A 17,723-nucleotide genomic window follows, 5' to 3' on the forward strand; every position below is an offset into this window, starting at 1 on the left:
ATTTGCCTGGCGGCTTTAGCGCGGTGGTCCCACCTGACCCCATGCCGAACTCAGAAGTGAAACGCCGTAGCGCCGATGGTAGTGTGGGGTCTCCCCATGTGAGAGTAGGGAACTGCCAGGCATCAAACAAGTGAAGAGGCCATCCGAAAGGATGGCCTTTTTGCGTTTATGCGCCAAAAAAACGGCAGGCCGGGTAAGGCGAAGTCGCCACCCGGCACGTCAGACCGCACTCCACGTCACAATAAAGCCCGCAATCCCATCCACATCATTTAAGTCCAGCACCGGAACCTCAAGCGGCAATACCACATCACTGGCCACCGCAATCACATGCTCATCCAGCGTTAACTCGCTGAAATCATGCCCGGCATTGCTTCTGAACAGCATGATCTTAGGCACTGCCTCATGCTTAAATCCCTCAATCAGCACCAGATCCAGGGTGGAATGATCCATCCGACTGACCAGATAAGCGAGATCCAGCGGCGCCTCATCCGGCGTTTCTGTCATTAACGCCCAGCGCTGAGGACTTGCTACCATCGTTTGTGCTGCTCCGGCCTTACGCAGCTCATAGCTGTCTTTTCCTGGCGTATCGATATCCATGTTGTGATGACTATGCTTAATCAATCCAGGACGAAGGCCTCTGGCACACAGCGCGGGTATCAGCTTTTTCAGCAGCGTGGTTTTCCCGGTCCCACTCCATGCGGAAATGGCTAAAAGAGGTATCATTTTTTCTCCTGCATCATCTGCAAATCTTCATGCGTGTTCACGTTCGCAAACGCTGATTTCGCATCGCTAAAATCAACGGAATGGCCGCCAGACTCACGCATGAAGACCATCACCCTGCGCTCTCCCGCAGCCAGATAGCTCTGCAGAGCAGGCGCTAGCGAACGATGCATCAACGCGATAGCAGGATGGTCACGCTCGCCGTCATGTACCCAAACCACAGGTGCTGTACCACGAAGCAGGAGCAGACGCTCGACAAGACAGGAGGGAATAAACGGCGTATCGCAAGGGCAGAAGATAAACCACTCTCCGTGCGACTGTTGCATGACCGAAAGCATGCCGGCAAGCGGTCCCGGGTAATTCTCAAGGCTATCCTGATAAACGGCGTACCCGCTGCGTCGGTAAGTGTCGATATGCCTGTTCGCGCTGATGGCCATTGCCGTCACCTGGCCGGCAAGCGTATCGGCGACATGCTGCCACAAGGGCTTTCCATTAAGAAGCTGAAGCCCCTTATCTTTACCGCCCATTCGCGTTGCTCTGCCGCCTGCCAGAACGACCCCGATGATTTCCTGGCTAACATTCACGAATATCGCCTCTTTTATTGTGGGATTGACCCTGCTAACGTGTCACTCTAAATGAAAGGAGCACCACCATGAAATGTAAACGTCTGAATGAAGTTATTGAACTCCTCCAGCCCGCCTGGCAAAAAGAGCCAGAGCTAAATCTGATGCAATTTTTACAGAAACTGGCGAAAGAGTCAGGTTTTGACGGCGATCTGGCAGACCTTTCTGACGACATCCTGATCTACCACCTTAAAATGCGCGACTCCGCCAAAGATGCTGTTATTCCTGGTATTCAGAAAGATTATGAGGAAGATTTTAAGACCGCATTATTGCGCGCCCGAGGCGTAATTAAAGAGTAAAAGCTTGTAAGCGGCGGCACCGAAATCGCCACAAGATGATATCCTGAATCATTCGTATAATTTCCGGATGATCGGATGAACGACCAGGCTTTTACTTTCCAGACATTACACCCGGACACCATTATGGATGCCCTGTTTGAACAGGGTATTCGGGTGGATTCCGGGCTAACCCCATTAAACAGCTACGAAAACCGCGTCTATCAATTTCAGGACGAGGATCGTCAGCGCTTCGTCGTAAAGTTCTATCGTCCTGAACGTTGGTCCGCAGAACAAATTCAGGAAGAGCATCAGTTTGCTCACGATCTGCTGGATGACGATGTTCCCGTTGCCGCACCGCTAAAATTCAATAACCAAACGCTCCTCACGCACGAAGGGTATTACTACGCAGTATTCCCAAGCCTGGGTGGTCGTCAGTTTGAAGCGGATAATATCGATCAGATGGAATGGGTTGCCCGCTATCTTGGGCGTATCCACCAGACGGGACGCAAAAAAGCCTTTATTGCCCGTCCAACGATGGGGATTCAGGAATACCTCCTTGAACCGCGCGAACTATTCGAAACGTCTGCAATGATCCCCGCTGCGCTAAAGGATGATTTCCTCAACGCCACCGATAAGCTTATTGCTGCAGTGAAAACCTGCTGGCGCGATGATATTTCCGTTCTGCGCCTGCATGGCGATTGTCACGCCGGGAATATTCTCTGGCGTGATGGCCCGCTGTTTGTCGATCTCGATGATGCGCGTATGGGGCCAGCGGTTCAGGACCTGTGGATGCTGCTCAATGGCGACAAAGCCGAGCAACGCATGCAGCTTGAAACCATTATTGAAGCTTATGAAGAATTTAGCCCGTTTAATTCAGACGAAATTGCCCTGATTGAGCCTTTACGTGCGATGCGTTTTGTTTATTATCTCGCATGGTTAATCAGGCGTTGGGACGATCCGGCATTTCCCCGAAATTTCCCGTGGCTTACCGGAGAGGATTACTGGCGTAGCCAGATATCTACATTTACTGAGCAGGTTAAGGTTCTTCAGGAGCCCCCTCTGCAATTAACGCCGATGTATTAATTGGACACACCCAGGAGAGAGTTAATCATGAAAAAAATTTGGCTGGCGCTGGCAGGTATGATTCTGGCATTTAGCGCTTCTGCTGCGCAGTTTACCGACGGCAAACAGTACATCACGCTGGACAAGCCGGTCGCTGGCGAGCCACAGGTTCTGGAGTTCTTCTCGTTCTATTGCCCACACTGCTATCAGTTCGAGCAGGTGCTGCATGTCTCTGACAGCGTGAAGAAAAAGCTGCCGGAAGGCACCAAAATGACCAAGTACCACGTTGAGTTCCTGGGCCCATTGGGTAAAGACCTGACTCAGGCATGGGCGGTGGCGATGGCACTGGGCGTGGAAGATAAGATCACTTCGCCAATGTTTGAAGCCGTACAGAAAACCCAGACCGTTCAGACTACTGCGGATATCCGTAAAGTGTTTGTTGATGCTGGCGTGAAAGGTGAAGAGTACGATGCCGCATGGAACAGCTTCGTGGTGAAATCACTGGTTGCCCAGCAGGAAAAAGCGGCTGCTGACCTCCAGCTTCAGGGCGTTCCGGCGATGTTTGTTAACGGCAAATACCAGCTGAACATGCAGGGTATGGACACCAGCAGCATGGATATCTTCGTACAGCAGTATGCTGATACCGTGAAATACCTGGTTGAGAAGAAGTAATTTCGCTGATGTAAAAACGCCGGTCACTGACCGGCGTTTTTGTATGAAGATTTTATCTTGTCTATCTGTTCGTCTTTCTCTTTCCAGAGCGTATTAAGCCACTGCTGGAAACGACGTTTGAAGTTCTTATCGTTTACGTAATCACCGTGCAGTTCAGCGTCTATCGGGACCAGATCGACGTGCACGACAATGCGCGTCAGTTTGCCGCTGAGCATATCGAAGAACGGCGTCCTGTCGTTTTCCGGATAGCAGAGCGTGACGTTAAGAAGTTTATCGAACTGTGCTCCCAGCACGTTAAGCGCCATCGCAATCCCCGCCGCCTTTGGCGGCAACAGATGCTGATAAGGAGAGCGAGTTTGCTGGCGCTTCTCTTCCGTAAACCGGGAACCTTCAACAAAGTTCACGATGGTCGTTGGATGTGCGCGAAACTTTTCACAGGAACGGCGCGTGGTCTCCACATCCTTACCGCGACGTTCCGGATGACGAATCAAATAGCTGCGCGAATAGCGTTTCATAAACGGCATATCGAGCGCCCAGCAGGCCAGCCCGATAAAAGGCACCCAGGCGAGCTGCTGTTTCAGGAAGTATTTGTTCATCGGGATGTGTTTGCGAAAAAGCACGCATAACACCACGATGTCCGCCCAGCTGTGGTGATTGCAGATCAGCAGGTACCAGTTCTTTTTGTTGAGACTCTCCAGCCCTTTGACATCCCACTTCAGATGCGGGTTAAGGCACAACAGGATCGCCAGCCCTTCGCACCAGCAATACATCATGAAGTTACAAAATGCGGACACGGCTCGCCACACCACGGGTACAGGCAGCAGCAGTTTAATGATCCCGGCGAGAATGATCGGCACGGAACAGGCGATCGTCACCAGAATAGTTAAAATGATGCTTAGCAGTAATGTTATTGCAGCGAGCAATCTCGACATGATGAGCTTTTTCAAATAGTTAGCTGTAAGTGAGCGACCGACTAGTCGACGCTGGGCGCTGATTTTACCAGAAAACAGACAAATGAATGGCGCTTTCACATGATGATTTGGCGGCTTTTACCCTGGCGCAGCAGATTTCTCTGGGGTTCTGCGCGAATCAAGGCTTATATCCACATAGACTAAATTGCCATCAGTTGGCCATATAGATAAGATCTGACAACATAACAGCATGATAATTAAGATCTAAATATTACCTCATATGTGTTTTTTGCGTCTGTTATTCATATGAAGTGAAAATATACACAAACTTATCCACAGTTTGATTTTTGCGAGCGATCCTCACGATCGCAAAATCTTTTCCTGTATCTGGCGCTAATAACTGATGTTTTCATCCTTCTGTGGCATCCTTTACCCATAAATTGATTAAAGGCACGGACATTATGGTTCAGATCCCAGAAAACCCTCTTATTCTCGTCGATGGCTCTTCTTACCTGTATCGGGCATACCATGCGTTTCCTCCTCTGACCAATAGCGCAGGGGAACCCACCGGCGCAATGTATGGCGTGCTGAACATGCTGCGCAGCCTGATCCTTCAGTATCAGCCAACCCATGCGGCCGTCGTCTTTGATGCGAAAGGTAAAACCTTCCGCGATGAGCTGTTTGAGCATTACAAATCCCACCGTCCGCCAATGCCTGACGATCTGCGTGCGCAGATTGAGCCGCTGCACGCCATGGTAAAAGCGATGGGGCTGCCGCTGCTGGCCGTCTCCGGCGTTGAAGCCGATGACGTCATCGGCACGCTGGCGCGTGAAGCAGAAAAAATGGGGCGTCCTGTGCTGATCAGCACCGGTGATAAAGATATGGCGCAGCTGGTAACGCCAGGTATCACCCTGATTAACACCATGACCAACACCATTTTGGGGCCAGAAGAAGTGGTCACTAAGTATGGCGTGCCGCCTGAGCTGATTATCGACTTCCTCGCGTTGATGGGCGACTCCTCGGATAACATCCCTGGTGTTCCCGGCGTCGGTGAGAAAACCGCGCAGGCGCTGCTTCAGGGGCTGGGCGGGCTGGATACGCTCTATGCGGAATCGGACAAAATCGCCGGGCTCTCCTTCCGTGGCGCAAAAACCATGGCCGGAAAACTGGAAGAGAACAAAGAGGTGGCTTATCTCTCCTATAAGCTGGCTACAATCAAAACCGATGTCGAACTGGAGCTGGGCTGTGAGCAGCTGGAAGTGCAACAACCTTCCGCTGACGATCTGCTGAGCCTGTTTAAGAAATACGAATTTAAGCGCTGGATCACTGACGTGGAAGCCGGTAAATGGCTGCAGGCAAAAGGGGCGAAACCTGCTGCAAAGCCGAAGGAGACGATTGTCGTTGACGCAGAAGAGCAGGCGGAAGAAGAAGCCGTGGTGCTTACCTTCGACAACTACGAAACCCTTCTTGAAGAGTCACAGCTGATCGCCTGGATCGAGAAACTGAAAAAAGCGCCGGTCTTCGCCTTTGACACCGAAACGGACAGTCTCGATAACATTTCTGCCAATATGGTAGGCCTGTCATTTGCGACAGAGCCTGGTCATGCGGCCTATGTTCCCGTTGCGCACGATTACCTGGATGCGCCGGAGCAGATCTCCCGTGAACGCGTGCTTGAGCTGCTGAAGCCGATCCTGGAAGACGAAAAGGCGCTTAAGGTTGGGCAAAACCTCAAGTACGATCGTGGCATTCTGCAAAACTACGGCATTGAACTGCGCGGGATCGCCTTCGACACCATGCTCGAATCCTACATTCTGGACAGCGTCGCGGGTCGCCATGATATGGATTCCTTATCTGACCGCTGGCTCAAGCACAAAACCATTACGTTTGAAGAGATTGCCGGCAAAGGGAAAAATCAGCTCACCTTTAACCAGATTGCTCTCGAAGAGGCAGGACGCTACGCGGCGGAAGACGCTGACGTCACGCTGCAGCTGCACCTGAAGATGTGGCCAAAACTGCAGAAGCACGAAGGTCCGCTGAACGTGTTCCAGCATATCGAGATGCCGCTGGTGCCCGTGCTGTCACGCATTGAACGTAACGGCGTGAAAATCGACCCAACGGTGCTGCATAACCACTCCGGGGAGCTGGCACAGCGTTTGACCGAGCTGGAGCAAAAAGCGCATGAGCTTGCAGGTGAGCCGTTTAACCTCTCTTCACCGAAGCAGCTGCAAACCATCCTGTTTGAAAAGCAGGGCATCAAGCCGCTGAAGAAAACCCCTGGCGGCGCGCCGTCAACCTCTGAAGAGGTGCTGGAAGAGCTGGCGCTGGATTATCCGCTGCCGAAAGTGATTCTGGAGTACCGTGGTCTCGCGAAGCTGAAGTCTACCTACACCGACAAGCTCCCGCTGATGATCAACCCGAAAACGGGTCGTGTGCATACGTCGTATCATCAGGCTGTCGCGGCGACCGGTCGACTCTCATCTACCGATCCCAACCTGCAGAACATCCCGGTACGTAATGAAGAGGGGCGTCGTATTCGCCAGGCTTTCATCGCTCCAGAGGATTATCTGATTGTCTCGGCGGACTACTCGCAAATTGAGCTGCGCATTATGGCGCACCTGTCCCGTGACAAAGGCCTGTTGAGCGCATTTGCCGAAGGGAAGGATATCCACCGGGCAACCGCGGCAGAAGTCTTCGGTTTGCCGCTGGACAGCGTGACCAACGAACAGCGCCGCAGCGCTAAGGCGATCAACTTCGGTCTGATTTATGGCATGAGTGCATTCGGGCTTTCGCGCCAGCTCAACATTCCGCGTAAAGAGTCGCAGAAGTATATGGATCTCTACTTCGAGCGTTATCCGGGGGTGCTGGAATATATGGAACGCACTCGCGCGCAGGCGAAGGAGAAAGGTTATGTCGAAACCCTTGATGGTCGCCGTCTCTACTTACCTGACATCAAATCCAGCAACGCGGCGCGTCGCGCTGGCGCAGAGCGTGCGGCGATCAACGCCCCGATGCAGGGTACCGCGGCGGACATTATTAAGCGTGCAATGATCGCCGTTGATGCCTGGCTGGAAAAAGAGAAGCCTCGCGTGAAAATGATCATGCAGGTACACGATGAACTGGTATTTGAAGTGCACAAAGACGACCTCGACGCCGTGTCGAAGAAGATCCACGAACTGATGGAAAGCAGCATGACGCTTGACGTGCCGTTGCTGGTGGAAGTGGGAAGTGGTGAAAACTGGGATCAGGCTCACTAACGGTTCTTCGCATAACGCGCCTTTTATGTAAGTTTGCAACATAACAACGCGCGTTTTGTGACGATCATTAGAATTCCCTATGTAAAGAATGAAAAAAAACTACAAAAAGTGCTTTTTCTGCAGAACAAAAAGGGGTAGAGTTATCGGCGTAGGGTACAGAGGTAAGATGTTCTATCTTTCAGACCTTTTACTTCACGTAATCGGATTTGGCTGAATATTTTAGCCGCCCCAGTCAGTAATGACTGGGGCGTTTTTTATTGCGGCAAAGAAAAATTCAGGCAAAAAAAACGCGGCCATCGCCGCGCTCGGTATTACTCTTCTTCCGCTTCCGTCGCGGGTTCCAGCTCGCTAAACCAGGTGTCGAGCTTCTGACGCAGTTTGTCCACACCCTGCTTTTTCAGCGAGGAGAACGGCTCAACCTGCACGTCACCGTTGAACGCCAGCACCGCTTCGCGAACCATATTCACCTGCGCTTTGCGCGCGCCGCTTGCCAGCTTATCGGCTTTCGTCAGCAGCACCAGCACGGCGATATCGCTTGCCACAGCCCAGTCGATCATCTGCTGATCGAGATCTTTCAGGGGATGGCGAATATCCATCAGCACCACCAGACCTTTCAGGCACAAGCGTTTTTCCAGGTATTCCCCCAGCGCACGCTGCCACTTGATTTTCATCTCTTCCGGTACCTGCGCGTAACCGTAGCCCGGTAAGTCGACCAGGCGTTTGCCCTCTGCGACTTCAAACAGGTTGATGAGCTGGGTACGGCCAGGTGTTTTTGAGGTACGCGCCAGGCTCTTCTGATTGGTCAGCGTATTCAGGGCGCTGGACTTCCCCGCATTGGAGCGGCCAGCAAAGGCCACTTCAATACCGGTATCAGAAGGAAGGTGGCGAATATCGGGCGCACTGGTGACAAAATGCGTCTGTTGGTAGTTCCAGGTAGTCACGTGGTCGTCTCCAAAATCGTAATCTGAGGGGGATTATACCTGAATGCAGGCAAAAGGCTTTTCTGATTGCCAGGACTTGTAGGCGAATGCCCCAACCGGTGTGAGAGATCGGCCAGAGATGCTATGGGAGATTTCAGAGAATTCGCAGGCGTCAAAAAAGCCAAACTGTTTTAAATCATAATCTTATTTCCGGGTAATTGTCTGAAAATCCCTTTTTGTACCGTTTCGTTGCTTGTTAGTTTAACGGAACAAGGTAAAGTGTGCGTCAGGGCGAGGAAGCCAGCAGGATATCGACTTAAGGATTAGGGTCAGGAGCGCCAGGAGGCGAAGACGCAGGATTGTCAGGATGACCAGCGCCTGGAGGCGTTTAAACAGGAAAGGGAACCGTATCACGGACGGTATTAGCCAAGGGATAAACAGGGTTTGTTGTTGGCAAACACGGAATGTCTGACCCGCTAAGGGTTGTGAGTCAGGAAAAAAGGCGACAGATTGCTCTGTCGCCTTTTTTCTTTGCTTGCTTTCTGCTAGATTTCGCCGCAATTCTATACTGAAGAAAACGACTTAAAGATAAAACATCATGAAAAAACCAACCTCCGCTGCGGGCGCGAAACGCCCTGCAAAAGCACGCCGCAAAACGCGCGAAGAACTGAACCAGGAAGCGCGCGATCGCAAACGCGACAAAAAACATCGCGGTCATGCTGCGGGTAGCCGTGCCAACGGTGGTGGTGCAGCGGGCGCTTCTGCAAAAGGCAAACAGCAGAAAGATCCTCGTATCGGCAGTAAAACTCCCATTCCACTGGGCGTGACAGACACCCCGGTCACTAAGCAGCACAAACCAAAGAGCGAGAAACCTATGCTTTCACCGCAGGCTGAGCTGGATTTGCTGGAGAACGATGAGCGCCTGGACGCGCTGCTGGAACGTCTTGAAGAGGGTGAAACCCTGACCGCCGAAGAGCAGTCATGGGTGGATGCCAAACTGGATCGCATCGACGAGCTGATGCAGAAGCTGGGCCTGTCTTACGATGACGAAGACGACGAAGAAGAAGACGAAAAGCAGGAAGATATGATGCGTCTTCTGAAGGGTGGAAACTAACATTTGCACCCGGCAGGCACGATAGTCCTGCTTATAACCCTTCCGGTTATATGTTATCTGGTGTGGTTATTCGTTAAACTACGGCGGTTGTCGCGGCGACAGAAGTGGCTGCGCACCCGAGTGATGGCCCGCGATGGGGCCAGAACGGGCCGCCGTATACGAACGCGACACCAACGGAAGGAGTGAGCATGTCAGCACCAACTATCGACTGGGATTTGGCCCTAATCCAGAAATATAACTATTCCGGGCCGCGTTATACGTCATACCCCACCGCGCTGGAGTTCTCCGATGTCTTCGGAGAGCGTGATTTCCAGCAGGCTGTCGCGCGCTATCCTGAGCGTCCGCTGTCTCTCTACGTCCATATTCCGTTCTGCCATAAGCTGTGTTACTTCTGCGGCTGCAATAAAATCGTGACCCGTCAGCAGCATAAAGCCGACCAGTACCTTGATGCGCTCGAACAAGAAATTGTGCATCGCGCGCCGCTGTTTGCTGGTCGTCACGTCAGTCAGCTTCACTGGGGCGGCGGCACGCCAACCTATCTGAATAAAGCGCAAATAAGCCGCCTGATGACCCTGCTGCGCGGCAATTTCAGTTTTAACGCTGACGCTGAAATCTCGATCGAAGTCGATCCGCGTGAAATTGAGCTGGATGTACTGGATCACTTACGCGCCGAAGGCTTCAATCGTCTGAGTATGGGCGTGCAGGATTTCAATAAAGAGGTTCAGCGTCTGGTGAATCGCGAGCAGGACGAAGAATTTATCTTTGCCTTACTCAATCACGCGCGTGAGATTGGCTTCACCTCGACCAATATTGACCTGATTTACGGCCTGCCAAAGCAAACGCCGGAAAGCTTCGCCTTTACGCTGAAGCGCGTGGCCGAACTCAACCCGGACCGTCTGAGCGTCTTTAACTACGCGCATCTGCCGACCCTCTTTGCCGCGCAGCGCAAAATCAAAGATGCCGATCTTCCTTCTGCCCAGCAGAAGCTGGATATCCTGCAGGAAACGATCACCTCGCTGACCGAAACCGGCTATCAGTTTATCGGGATGGATCACTTTGCCCGTCCGGATGACGAACTGGCGGTCGCTCAGCGCGAAGGGGTCCTGCACCGCAACTTCCAGGGCTACACGACTCAGGGCGATACCGATTTGCTGGGAATGGGCGTCTCCGCCATCAGCATGATTGGCGACTGCTACGCGCAAAACCAGAAAGAACTGAAGCTGTATTACCAGCAGGTTGATGAGACGGGCAACGCGCTGTGGCGCGGCATTGCATTAACGCGCGATGACTGTGTCCGTCGCGATGTGATTAAGGCGCTTATCTGCAACTTCCGTCTCGATTTCAGCGACGTGGAAGCGCAGTGGGAGCTGAACTTCAGCGATTATTTCGCAGAAGACCTGAAGCTTCTGGCGCCACTGGCGAAAGACGGGCTGGTGGATGTGTCGGAGAGCGCGATTGAGGTCACGCCGAAAGGGCGTCTGTTGATCCGTAATATCTGCATGTGCTTCGACGCGTATCTGCGTCAGAAAGCGCGTATGCAGCAGTTCTCGCGGGTGATTTAAGCGGAAATGCCGGGTGGCGCTTCGCTTACCCGGCCTACATTTCACGCTTTTGTAAGCCGGGTAAGGCGAAGCCGCCACCCGGCTTTTCATTGATAGCTCGTTAGCTAAACAGCCCAACCAGCGCCGCACACAACATAGCCGCAACGGCGGTCTGTGGCGTGTGGCTTTCAGCGGCTCCGCTAGAGAGCATATTCACGATTGTTTCCAGCATGATGTTCACCCCCAATTTCCGGGCACGATCATACAAAACTCATCGGAACAGTAAAGCGCAAAATAACGGCGATTTGCGCTCAATTAATAACCTTTACACTTCGGGGAAGATCACTCCATTCCCAGCTCTTTAAGCTTGCGCGTCAGGGTATTACGTCCCCATCCCAACAGGCGAGCGGCTTCCTGCTTGTGACCCTGCGTATGACGAAGCGCGGTAGTTAACAGCGTACGCTCCATCTCTGGCTGAGCTTCAGACAGCAGGTTTTGATGACCGGAACGCAACGCGCGGTCGGCCCACTGTGCCAGCAGCGTCGCCCAGCTGTCCGGCAGCGCGTGGCCGGTAGTGCTTTCAGGCGCGGTCGCTTCAAACAGCTCAGCGGGTAAATCCTGAATCAGCACTTCCTGCCCGGCGGCCATCACGGTTAACCAACGGCAGGTGTTTTCCAGCTGACGCACGTTGCCCGGCCACGCCAGGCGCGTCAGAGCGGCATCGGTTTCCGGGTGAAGCTGCTTGGCTTCCACACCCAGCTCGCGGGCGGCCACCTGCAGAAAATGACGCGCCAGGCGGGGAATATCTTCCCGACGCTCACGCAGCGGCGGCAGATGAACGCGGATGACGTTCAGGCGATGGAATAAATCCTCACGGAATTTCCCTTCCTGCACGCGTTGCTCCAGGTTCTGGTGGGTCGCGGCAATAATGCGCACGTCTACCTTCACCGGCGCATAGCCGCCCACGCGGTAAAACTGTCCGTCGGCCAGCACGCGCAGCAGGCGGGTCTGGACATCCAGCGGCATATCGCCAATTTCGTCCAGGAACAACGTGCCACCGTCAGCCTGTTCGAAACGCCCCTGACGAATGGTATTAGCGCCGGTAAATGCCCCTTTTTCATGGCCGAACAGTTCGGACTCAATCAAATCCTTCGGGATCGCCGCCATATTCAGAGCGATAAACGGCGCTTTTGCCCGCGGGCTGTGGCGATGCAATGCATGCGCCACAAGCTCTTTACCGGTTCCCGATTCACCGTTAATCAATACGCTGATGGACGAGCGGGACAAACGACCGATAATGCGAAACACGTCCTGCATCGCCGGCGCTTCGCCGATGATGTCTGTCGTTGGCCCAAAATCGGGTGCGTGGCGCGGCTGCTGCTGCTCCTGATAATGGCTAATCGCGCGCTCAACCAGCGCCACCGCTTCGTCAATATCAAACGGTTTGGGCAGGTAATCGAACGCCCCTTGCTGATAGGCGCTCACTGCGGCATCCAGATCGGAATGCGCGGTCATTATGATGACCGGAAGCATAGGGTGGCGTTGTTTGATCTGCTTTAACAGCGCCAGCCCGTCCATGCCCGGCATACGAATATCCGAAAGCAGAACATCCGGCGTTTTGGTGGTGAGTGCATCGAGCACTTCGCTGCCGCTCTCAAACGTCGTGCAGCTTAATCCTGCCCCTGTGAGCGCGCGTTCAAGCACCCAACGGATGGAGCTATCGTCATCGACTACCCAGACTATCCCTCGTTGCATAAACGTCACCTTTATTTTTTAATCGGCAGGAAAACCGAAAACTCGGTATGTCCCGGCCAACTGGTAAATTCAATTTTCCCGGAGTGTTGATCGATCAAACTGCGGGCAATGGATAAGCCCAGGCCGGTCCCGCCTTCGCGACCGCTTACCATCGGGTAGAACAGGGTATCCTGCAGATGCGATGGAATGCCGGGCCCGTTATCCTCAACGTCGATTCGGGCCGCCAGCCGGTAGCGCACGCCGTGTAACGTGAGCTGGAAGGCGGTGCGGGTGCGTAAAATAATCTCGCCCCCTTCAGGCCCCAGCGCCTGCAGGGCATTACGCACAATATTCAACAGGACCTGCTCAATCTGGTCCGGATCATGGGCCAGTTCCGGCAGGCTTGGGTCGTAATCACGTACCAGCGTGACGTTCTCCGGCAGCTCCATTGAGACGAGCTTCACCACCCGTTCAGCCACTTTATGGATGCTTTCAGTGACGTGCATTCCCGGCTGCTGCGGACCAAGAAGACGGTCTACCAGATTTCGCAGACGGTCCGCCTGCTCAATGATGACGTTGGTGTACTCCGCCAGCGCGGGATCGGGGAGTGCCTTGGTCAGAAGCTGCGCCGCGCCGCGTAATCCACCCAATGGGTTCTTGATTTCATGCGCCAGACCGCGCACCAGGTCACGGGCGGCAATTTGCTGCGCATGCTGAAGCTGCTCCTGGCTCAGTCGACGCTGATTATCCATCGGCGCCATTTCCAGCAGGATCATCCCATCGGGAAGACGCTGCGCGGTCAGCGACAGAATGTGCGAGCGCCCGTCGATCACCAGCGTCACTTCGTTATCGGTAAACCCCTGGCCAGCCTGCAAACTTTCCTGCATCAGGCCAATATTCAGCGAAAAATAGCTCAGGAGTTCAGGAAGCGGGGTGCCGAACAGTTTACGTGCGCTTTGGGCGAGCAGCTGCTGCGCCGCCGGGTTGGCGTAATGAACGGCCAGCTCGTCATCGACCAGCAAAATGCTGTTAATCAAAGAATTGAGGATCTGCCCAGCATCGGGCAGCGTGCCAGTTGCCATTCAGCAGTCTCCTGGAGTTGTTGCACTGTTTTAGTGCAGTATAGCGTTTTCGGCGTAAATAGCGCGTGAGATCAGGTTGTTGGTGGAGAAAAAAGCCCATCCGGAGATGGGCTAAAAGTTTCCACGGCAACTACCCCCGGCGCTTGTCACGCCGGGTAAAACAACTTTATTAAACGCTGTAGTACAGCTCGAACTCAACCGGGTGTGGCGTCATACGCACACGGTCGTTCTCTTCAATACGCAGGGCGATGTAAGCGTCAATCGCTTCATCAGTGAACACACCACCCGCAGTCAGGAACTCGCGGTCTGCGTCCAGCGCCTGCAGGGCTTCTTCCAGAGAGCCAGCAACCTGTGGGATCTCTTTCGCTTCTTCTGGCGGCAGGTCGTACAGGTTTTTGTCCATCGCTTCGCCCGGGTGGATCTTGTTCTTAATACCGTCCAGACCGGCCATCAGCAGTGCTGCGAAGCACAGGTATGGGTTAGCCGCTGGATCCGGGAAGCGCACTTCGATACGACGTGCTTTAGGAGACGCCACCACAGGAATACGGATAGAAGCAGAACGGTTACGTGCAGAGTAGGCCAGCATCACTGGCGCTTCGTAGCCCGGAACCAGACGCTTGTAGGAGTTAGTGGTTGGGTTCGCCAGGGCGTTGATCGCTTTAGCGTGTTTGATAACACCACCGATGTAGTGCAGCGCCTGCTCGGACAGACCGGCATATTTGTCGCCAGAGAACAGGTTGGTACCGTTCTTGGACAGAGACATGTGGCAGTGCATACCGGAACCGTTATCGCCAAACATTGGTTTTGGCATGAAGGTCGCGGTTTTACCGAAACGGTGCGCAACGTTGTGCACAACGTATTTGTAAATCTGAATCTCATCCGCTTTCTTGGTCATGGTGTTAAAGCGGGTAGCGATTTCGTTCTGGCCAGCCGTCGCCACTTCGTGGTGGTGCGCTTCAACAACCAGGCCCATCTCTTCCATGATCATACACATGGTAGAACGGATGTCCTGTGAAGAATCGACCGGAGGAACCGGGAAGTAACCGCCTTTCACGCCAGGACGGTGACCTTTGTTACCACCTTCGTATTTGGTGGAAGAGTTCCATGCGCCTTCGATGTCATCGATAGCCACGTGGGAACCAGAAATTGAAGCGCCGAAACGGATGTCGTCAAACAGGAAGAACTCTGGCTCAGGTCCGAACAGAACGGTGTCTGCGATGCCGGTAGAACGCAGGTACTCTTCAGCGCGTTTTGCGATAGAACGTGGGTCACGGTCGTAGCCCTGCAGCGTGCCTGGCTCGAGGATGTCGCAACGGATGATCAGGGTTGGTTCTTCGAAGAACGGGTCAATGAGCGCAGTGGTCGCGTCCGGCATCAGAACCATGTCGGATTCGTTAATGCCTTTCCAGCCACCAATGGAGGAGCCGTCAAACATTTTGCCTTCTTCGAAGAATTCGGCGTTCACCTGATGAGCAGGGATTGTGACGTGCTGTTCTTTACCTTTGGTATCGGTGAAGCGCAGATCAACAAACTTCACTTCATGTTCGTTCAGCATCGTCAAAACGTGTTCAGCGGACATACTTAACTCTCCAGATTGGTCATTGTCGTCGTGGTAACGAGGTCTTCAATTTCTGTTTGTACTGGCTGGTGCCATGTATTTTTTATAAAGCGAAATCTGTGCCAACTTTTAAAACACCCCAAAAAGGCGTTATCATGCGCACCATAGTGCAAAAGGGCTGCACCACGATGGATTTGTTGCACCAGTATAGTGCTTCAATGTGAACATTGAGCACCATATTGGTGCAATTTACGTTAAAGAGCCCTTTTACCGCTCCGTGAAAGCGATCACAAAGCATCCCTGCATGACTTGTTTGCGGGGGATGTTTGTGATCCTGTTTTGTAGTGCGATTAATCCGTGTACAATAACGCGCTATTTCTAAATGCCTGAGGCAAAGTTGTGATCGAAAATTTGCGTAACATCGCCATCATCGCGCACGTAGACCATGGTAAAACTACCCTGGTTGACAAGCTGCTGCAGCAATCCGGTACGTTTGATGCGCGTGCCGAAACCCAAGAACGCGTGATGGACTCCAACGATTTGGAGAAAGAGCGTGGGATTACCATCCTCGCGAAAAACACCGCGATTAAATGGAATGACTACCGTATCAACATCGTTGATACCCCAGGGCACGCCGACTTCGGTGGTGAAGTTGAACGTGTAATGTCCATGGTAGACTCCGTTCTGCTGGTCGTTGACGCAATGGATGGCCCAATGCCACAGACGCGCTTCGTGACCAAAAAAGCTTTTGCCCATGGTCTGAAGCCAATCGTTGTTATCAACAAAGTTGACCGCCCTGGCGCGCGTCCTGACTGGGTTGTTGACCAGGTCTTCGACCTGTTCGTTAACCTCGACGCGACCGACGAGCAGCTGGACTTCCCTATCGTTTACGCCTCTGCGCTGAACGGTATCGCAGGTCTGGACCACGAAGACATGGCTGAAGACATGACCCCGCTGTATCAGGCGATTGTTGACCGTGTTCCTGCGCCAAACGTCGATCTCGACGGTACCCTGCAGATGCAGATCTCTCAGCTCGACTACAACAACTACGTTGGCGTAATCGGCATTGGTCGTATCAAGCGCGGTAAAGTGAAGCCTAACCAGCAGGTTACTATCATCGATAGCGAAGGCAAAACCCGTAACGGTAAAGTTGGTAAAGTACTGACTCACCTGGGTCTTGAGCGTATCGAGAGCGACATCGCTGAAGCGGGCGACATTATCGCTATCACCGGTCTGGGTGAACTGAACATCTCCGACACCATCTGCGATCCGCAGAACGTCGAAGCGCTGCCAGCCCTGTCCGTTGATGAACCAACCGTATCCATGTTCTTCAACGTCAACACCTCTCCGTTCTGTGGTAAAGAAGGTAAGTTCGTTACCTCTCGTCAGATCCTTGACCGCCTGAACAAAGAGCTGGTGCACAACGTTGCGCTGCGCGTTGAAGAAACCGAAGACGCTGATGCATTCCGCGTTTCGGGTCGTGGTGAGCTGCACCTGTCTGTTCTGATCGAAAACATGCGTCGTGAAGGTTTCGAAATGGCGGTTTCCCGTCCGAAAGTAATCTTCCGCGAAATCGACGGCCGTAAACAAGAGCCGTTCGAAAACGTGACGCTGGACGTTGAAGAGCAGCACCAGGGTTCTGTGATGCAGGCTCTGGGTGAGCGTAAAGGCGACCTGAAAAACATGAATCCAGATGGCAAAGGCCGCGTACGTCTCGACTACGTGATCCCAAGCCGTGGCCTGATCGGCTTCCGTTCAGAGTTCATGACCATGACCTCCGGTACCGGTCTGCTGTACTCCACCTTCAGCCACTACGACGACGTTCGTCCGGGCGAAGTGGGCCAGCGTAACAACGGCGTGCTGATCTCCAACGGTCAGGGTAAAGCGGTTGCGTTTGCGCTGTTCGGTCTGCAGGATCGCGGTAAGCTGTTCCTGGGTCACGGTGCTGAAGTTTATGAAGGCCAGATCATCGGTATTCACAGTCGTTCTAACGACCTGACCGTAAACTGCCTGACCGGTAAGAAACTGACCAACATGCGTGCGTCCGGTACTGACGAAGCAACGGTTCTGGTTCCACCGATCAAGATGACTCTGGAGCAGGCTCTGGAATTCATCGATGATGACGAACTGGTAGAAGTGACTCCACAGTCAATTCGTATCCGTAAACGTCACCTGACCGAGAACGATCGTAAACGTGCTATGCGCGGTGCGAAAGAAGACTAATACGGTCAATCCGTAATAAAAAAAGCCGCTG

At 53.2% G+C, this 17,723-nt stretch carries 16 protein-coding genes and 1 rRNA gene; 9 read left to right on the forward strand and 8 right to left on the reverse strand.

The genetic code is table 11. The features are described 5' to 3' along the window. Positions 1-5 precede the first annotated feature (5 nt). Positions 6-121, forward strand: a 5S ribosomal RNA gene (gene rrf / locus P349_RS02795). Positions 122-219: 98 nt separating this feature from the next. Here rrf and mobB read toward each other — a convergent pair. Further along, a complete protein-coding gene (gene mobB, locus P349_RS02790; protein WP_032648424.1) occupies positions 220-723 on the reverse strand; it encodes a molybdopterin-guanine dinucleotide biosynthesis protein MobB in 504 nt (167 codons plus the stop codon). Next, positions 720-1,304 (reverse strand): molybdenum cofactor guanylyltransferase MobA, encoded by a 585-nt coding sequence (gene mobA, locus P349_RS02785; protein WP_032648426.1) that lies wholly within the window; start codon positions 1,302-1,304, stop codon positions 720-722. The genes mobB and mobA overlap by 4 nt, the downstream gene beginning before the upstream one ends. A gap of 68 nt (positions 1,305-1,372) precedes the next feature. Here mobA and P349_RS02780 point away from each other — a divergent pair, with 68 nt between their 5' ends. The 3 genes from P349_RS02780 to dsbA all read left to right on the forward strand — a co-directional run bounded on the left by P349_RS02780 (position 1,373) and on the right by dsbA (position 3,355). Beyond that, positions 1,373-1,642 carry a YihD family protein gene (locus tag P349_RS02780; RefSeq protein WP_008501866.1) on the forward strand — a complete coding sequence of 90 codons (270 nt, stop codon included), beginning with the start codon at positions 1,373-1,375 and terminating at the stop codon, positions 1,640-1,642. A gap of 75 nt (positions 1,643-1,717) precedes the next feature. After that, complete coding sequence (locus tag P349_RS02775; RefSeq protein ID WP_024909223.1) at positions 1,718-2,704, forward strand: serine/threonine protein kinase; 987 nt, start codon at positions 1,718-1,720, stop codon at positions 2,702-2,704. A 27-nt stretch (positions 2,705-2,731) separates the two neighbouring features. After that, on the forward strand, positions 2,732-3,355 hold the full coding sequence (gene dsbA, locus P349_RS02770) for a thiol:disulfide interchange protein DsbA (RefSeq protein ID WP_024909222.1): 624 nt from the start codon (positions 2,732-2,734) through the stop codon (positions 3,353-3,355). Between the two features lie 23 nt (positions 3,356-3,378). Here the strand turns inward: dsbA and P349_RS02765 are convergent, their stop codons facing one another. Further along, positions 3,379-4,287, reverse strand: a complete 909-nt coding sequence (locus P349_RS02765; protein ID WP_024909221.1) for an acyltransferase — start codon at positions 4,285-4,287, stop codon at positions 3,379-3,381. A 440-nt stretch (positions 4,288-4,727) separates the two neighbouring features. Between P349_RS02765 and polA the strand changes: the two genes are divergently transcribed. Then, positions 4,728-7,520 (forward strand): DNA polymerase I, encoded by a 2,793-nt coding sequence (polA, locus tag P349_RS02760; RefSeq protein WP_032648428.1) that lies wholly within the window; start codon positions 4,728-4,730, stop codon positions 7,518-7,520. A 166-nt stretch (positions 7,521-7,686) separates the two neighbouring features. Continuing rightward, positions 7,687-7,734, forward strand: coding sequence for a spot 42 RNA, inhibition of DNA synthesis (locus P349_RS27080; protein WP_071892919.1), 48 nt, complete (start codon positions 7,687-7,689; stop codon positions 7,732-7,734). Positions 7,735-7,831: 97 nt separating this feature from the next. Here the strand turns inward: P349_RS27080 and yihA are convergent, their stop codons facing one another. After that, positions 7,832-8,461 (reverse strand): ribosome biogenesis GTP-binding protein YihA/YsxC, encoded by a 630-nt coding sequence (gene yihA / locus P349_RS02755; protein ID WP_023309768.1) that lies wholly within the window; start codon positions 8,459-8,461, stop codon positions 7,832-7,834. A 577-nt stretch (positions 8,462-9,038) separates the two neighbouring features. On the opposite strand from yihA, the gene yihI reads away from it, so the two are divergent. Then, complete coding sequence (gene yihI / locus P349_RS02750; protein WP_014885763.1) at positions 9,039-9,554, forward strand: Der GTPase-activating protein YihI; 516 nt, start codon at positions 9,039-9,041, stop codon at positions 9,552-9,554. 188 nt (positions 9,555-9,742) lie between these two features. After that, entirely contained in the window at positions 9,743-11,116 is a 1,374-nt protein-coding gene (hemN, locus tag P349_RS02745; RefSeq protein WP_032648430.1) for an oxygen-independent coproporphyrinogen III oxidase, read from the forward strand. A gap of 100 nt (positions 11,117-11,216) precedes the next feature. On the opposite strand, the gene P349_RS26470 is transcribed toward hemN, so the two are convergent. The 4 genes from P349_RS26470 to glnA all read right to left on the reverse strand — a co-directional run bounded on the left by P349_RS26470 (position 11,217) and on the right by glnA (position 15,490). Next, the gene (locus P349_RS26470) at positions 11,217-11,327 is read right to left on the reverse strand and encodes a YshB family small membrane protein (RefSeq protein WP_023333898.1); all 111 of its coding nucleotides are present in this window, start codon (positions 11,325-11,327) and stop codon (positions 11,217-11,219) included. A 110-nt stretch (positions 11,328-11,437) separates the two neighbouring features. Further along, entirely contained in the window at positions 11,438-12,850 is a 1,413-nt protein-coding gene (glnG, locus tag P349_RS02740; protein WP_024909218.1) for a nitrogen regulation protein NR(I), read from the reverse strand. An 11-nt stretch (positions 12,851-12,861) separates the two neighbouring features. Beyond that, positions 12,862-13,911 carry a nitrogen regulation protein NR(II) gene (gene glnL / locus P349_RS02735; protein WP_023333897.1) on the reverse strand — a complete coding sequence of 350 codons (1,050 nt, stop codon included), beginning with the start codon at positions 13,909-13,911 and terminating at the stop codon, positions 12,862-12,864. Positions 13,912-14,080: 169 nt separating this feature from the next. Next, positions 14,081-15,490: a glutamate--ammonia ligase gene (gene glnA / locus P349_RS02730; RefSeq protein ID WP_024909217.1), complete on the reverse strand. Its 1,410-nt coding sequence runs from the start codon at positions 15,488-15,490 to the stop codon at positions 14,081-14,083. Positions 15,491-15,868: 378 nt separating this feature from the next. Between glnA and typA the strand changes: the two genes are divergently transcribed. Further along, positions 15,869-17,692, forward strand: a complete 1,824-nt coding sequence (gene typA, locus P349_RS02725) for a ribosome-dependent GTPase TypA (RefSeq protein WP_023331638.1) — start codon at positions 15,869-15,871, stop codon at positions 17,690-17,692. Positions 17,693-17,723 lie beyond the last annotated feature (31 nt).

The organism is Enterobacter sp. DC4, from assembly GCF_000568095.1.
Taxonomy (GTDB): Bacteria; Pseudomonadota; Gammaproteobacteria; order Enterobacterales; family Enterobacteriaceae; genus Enterobacter; species Enterobacter pseudoroggenkampii.

Coding starts and splice junctions, on each gene's coding strand:
- hemN (WP_032648430.1), top strand. CDS start 9,743: ATGTCAGCACCAACTATCGACTGGGATTTGGCCCTAATCCAGAAATAT.
- P349_RS02780 (WP_008501866.1), top strand. CDS start 1,373: ATGAAATGTAAACGTCTGAATGAAGTTATTGAACTCCTCCAGCCCGCC.
- P349_RS02765 (WP_024909221.1), bottom strand. CDS start 4,287: ATGTCGAGATTGCTCGCTGCAATAACATTACTGCTAAGCATCATTTTA.
- yihI (WP_014885763.1), top strand. CDS start 9,039: ATGAAAAAACCAACCTCCGCTGCGGGCGCGAAACGCCCTGCAAAAGCA.
- glnA (WP_024909217.1), bottom strand. CDS start 15,490: ATGTCCGCTGAACACGTTTTGACGATGCTGAACGAACATGAAGTGAAG.
- glnL (WP_023333897.1), bottom strand. CDS start 13,911: ATGGCAACTGGCACGCTGCCCGATGCTGGGCAGATCCTCAATTCTTTG.
- mobB (WP_032648424.1), bottom strand. CDS start 723: ATGATACCTCTTTTAGCCATTTCCGCATGGAGTGGGACCGGGAAAACC.
- dsbA (WP_024909222.1), top strand. CDS start 2,732: ATGAAAAAAATTTGGCTGGCGCTGGCAGGTATGATTCTGGCATTTAGC.
- P349_RS26470 (WP_023333898.1), bottom strand. CDS start 11,327: ATGCTGGAAACAATCGTGAATATGCTCTCTAGCGGAGCCGCTGAAAGC.
- polA (WP_032648428.1), top strand. CDS start 4,728: ATGGTTCAGATCCCAGAAAACCCTCTTATTCTCGTCGATGGCTCTTCT.
- P349_RS02775 (WP_024909223.1), top strand. CDS start 1,718: ATGAACGACCAGGCTTTTACTTTCCAGACATTACACCCGGACACCATT.
- glnG (WP_024909218.1), bottom strand. CDS start 12,850: ATGCAACGAGGGATAGTCTGGGTAGTCGATGACGATAGCTCCATCCGT.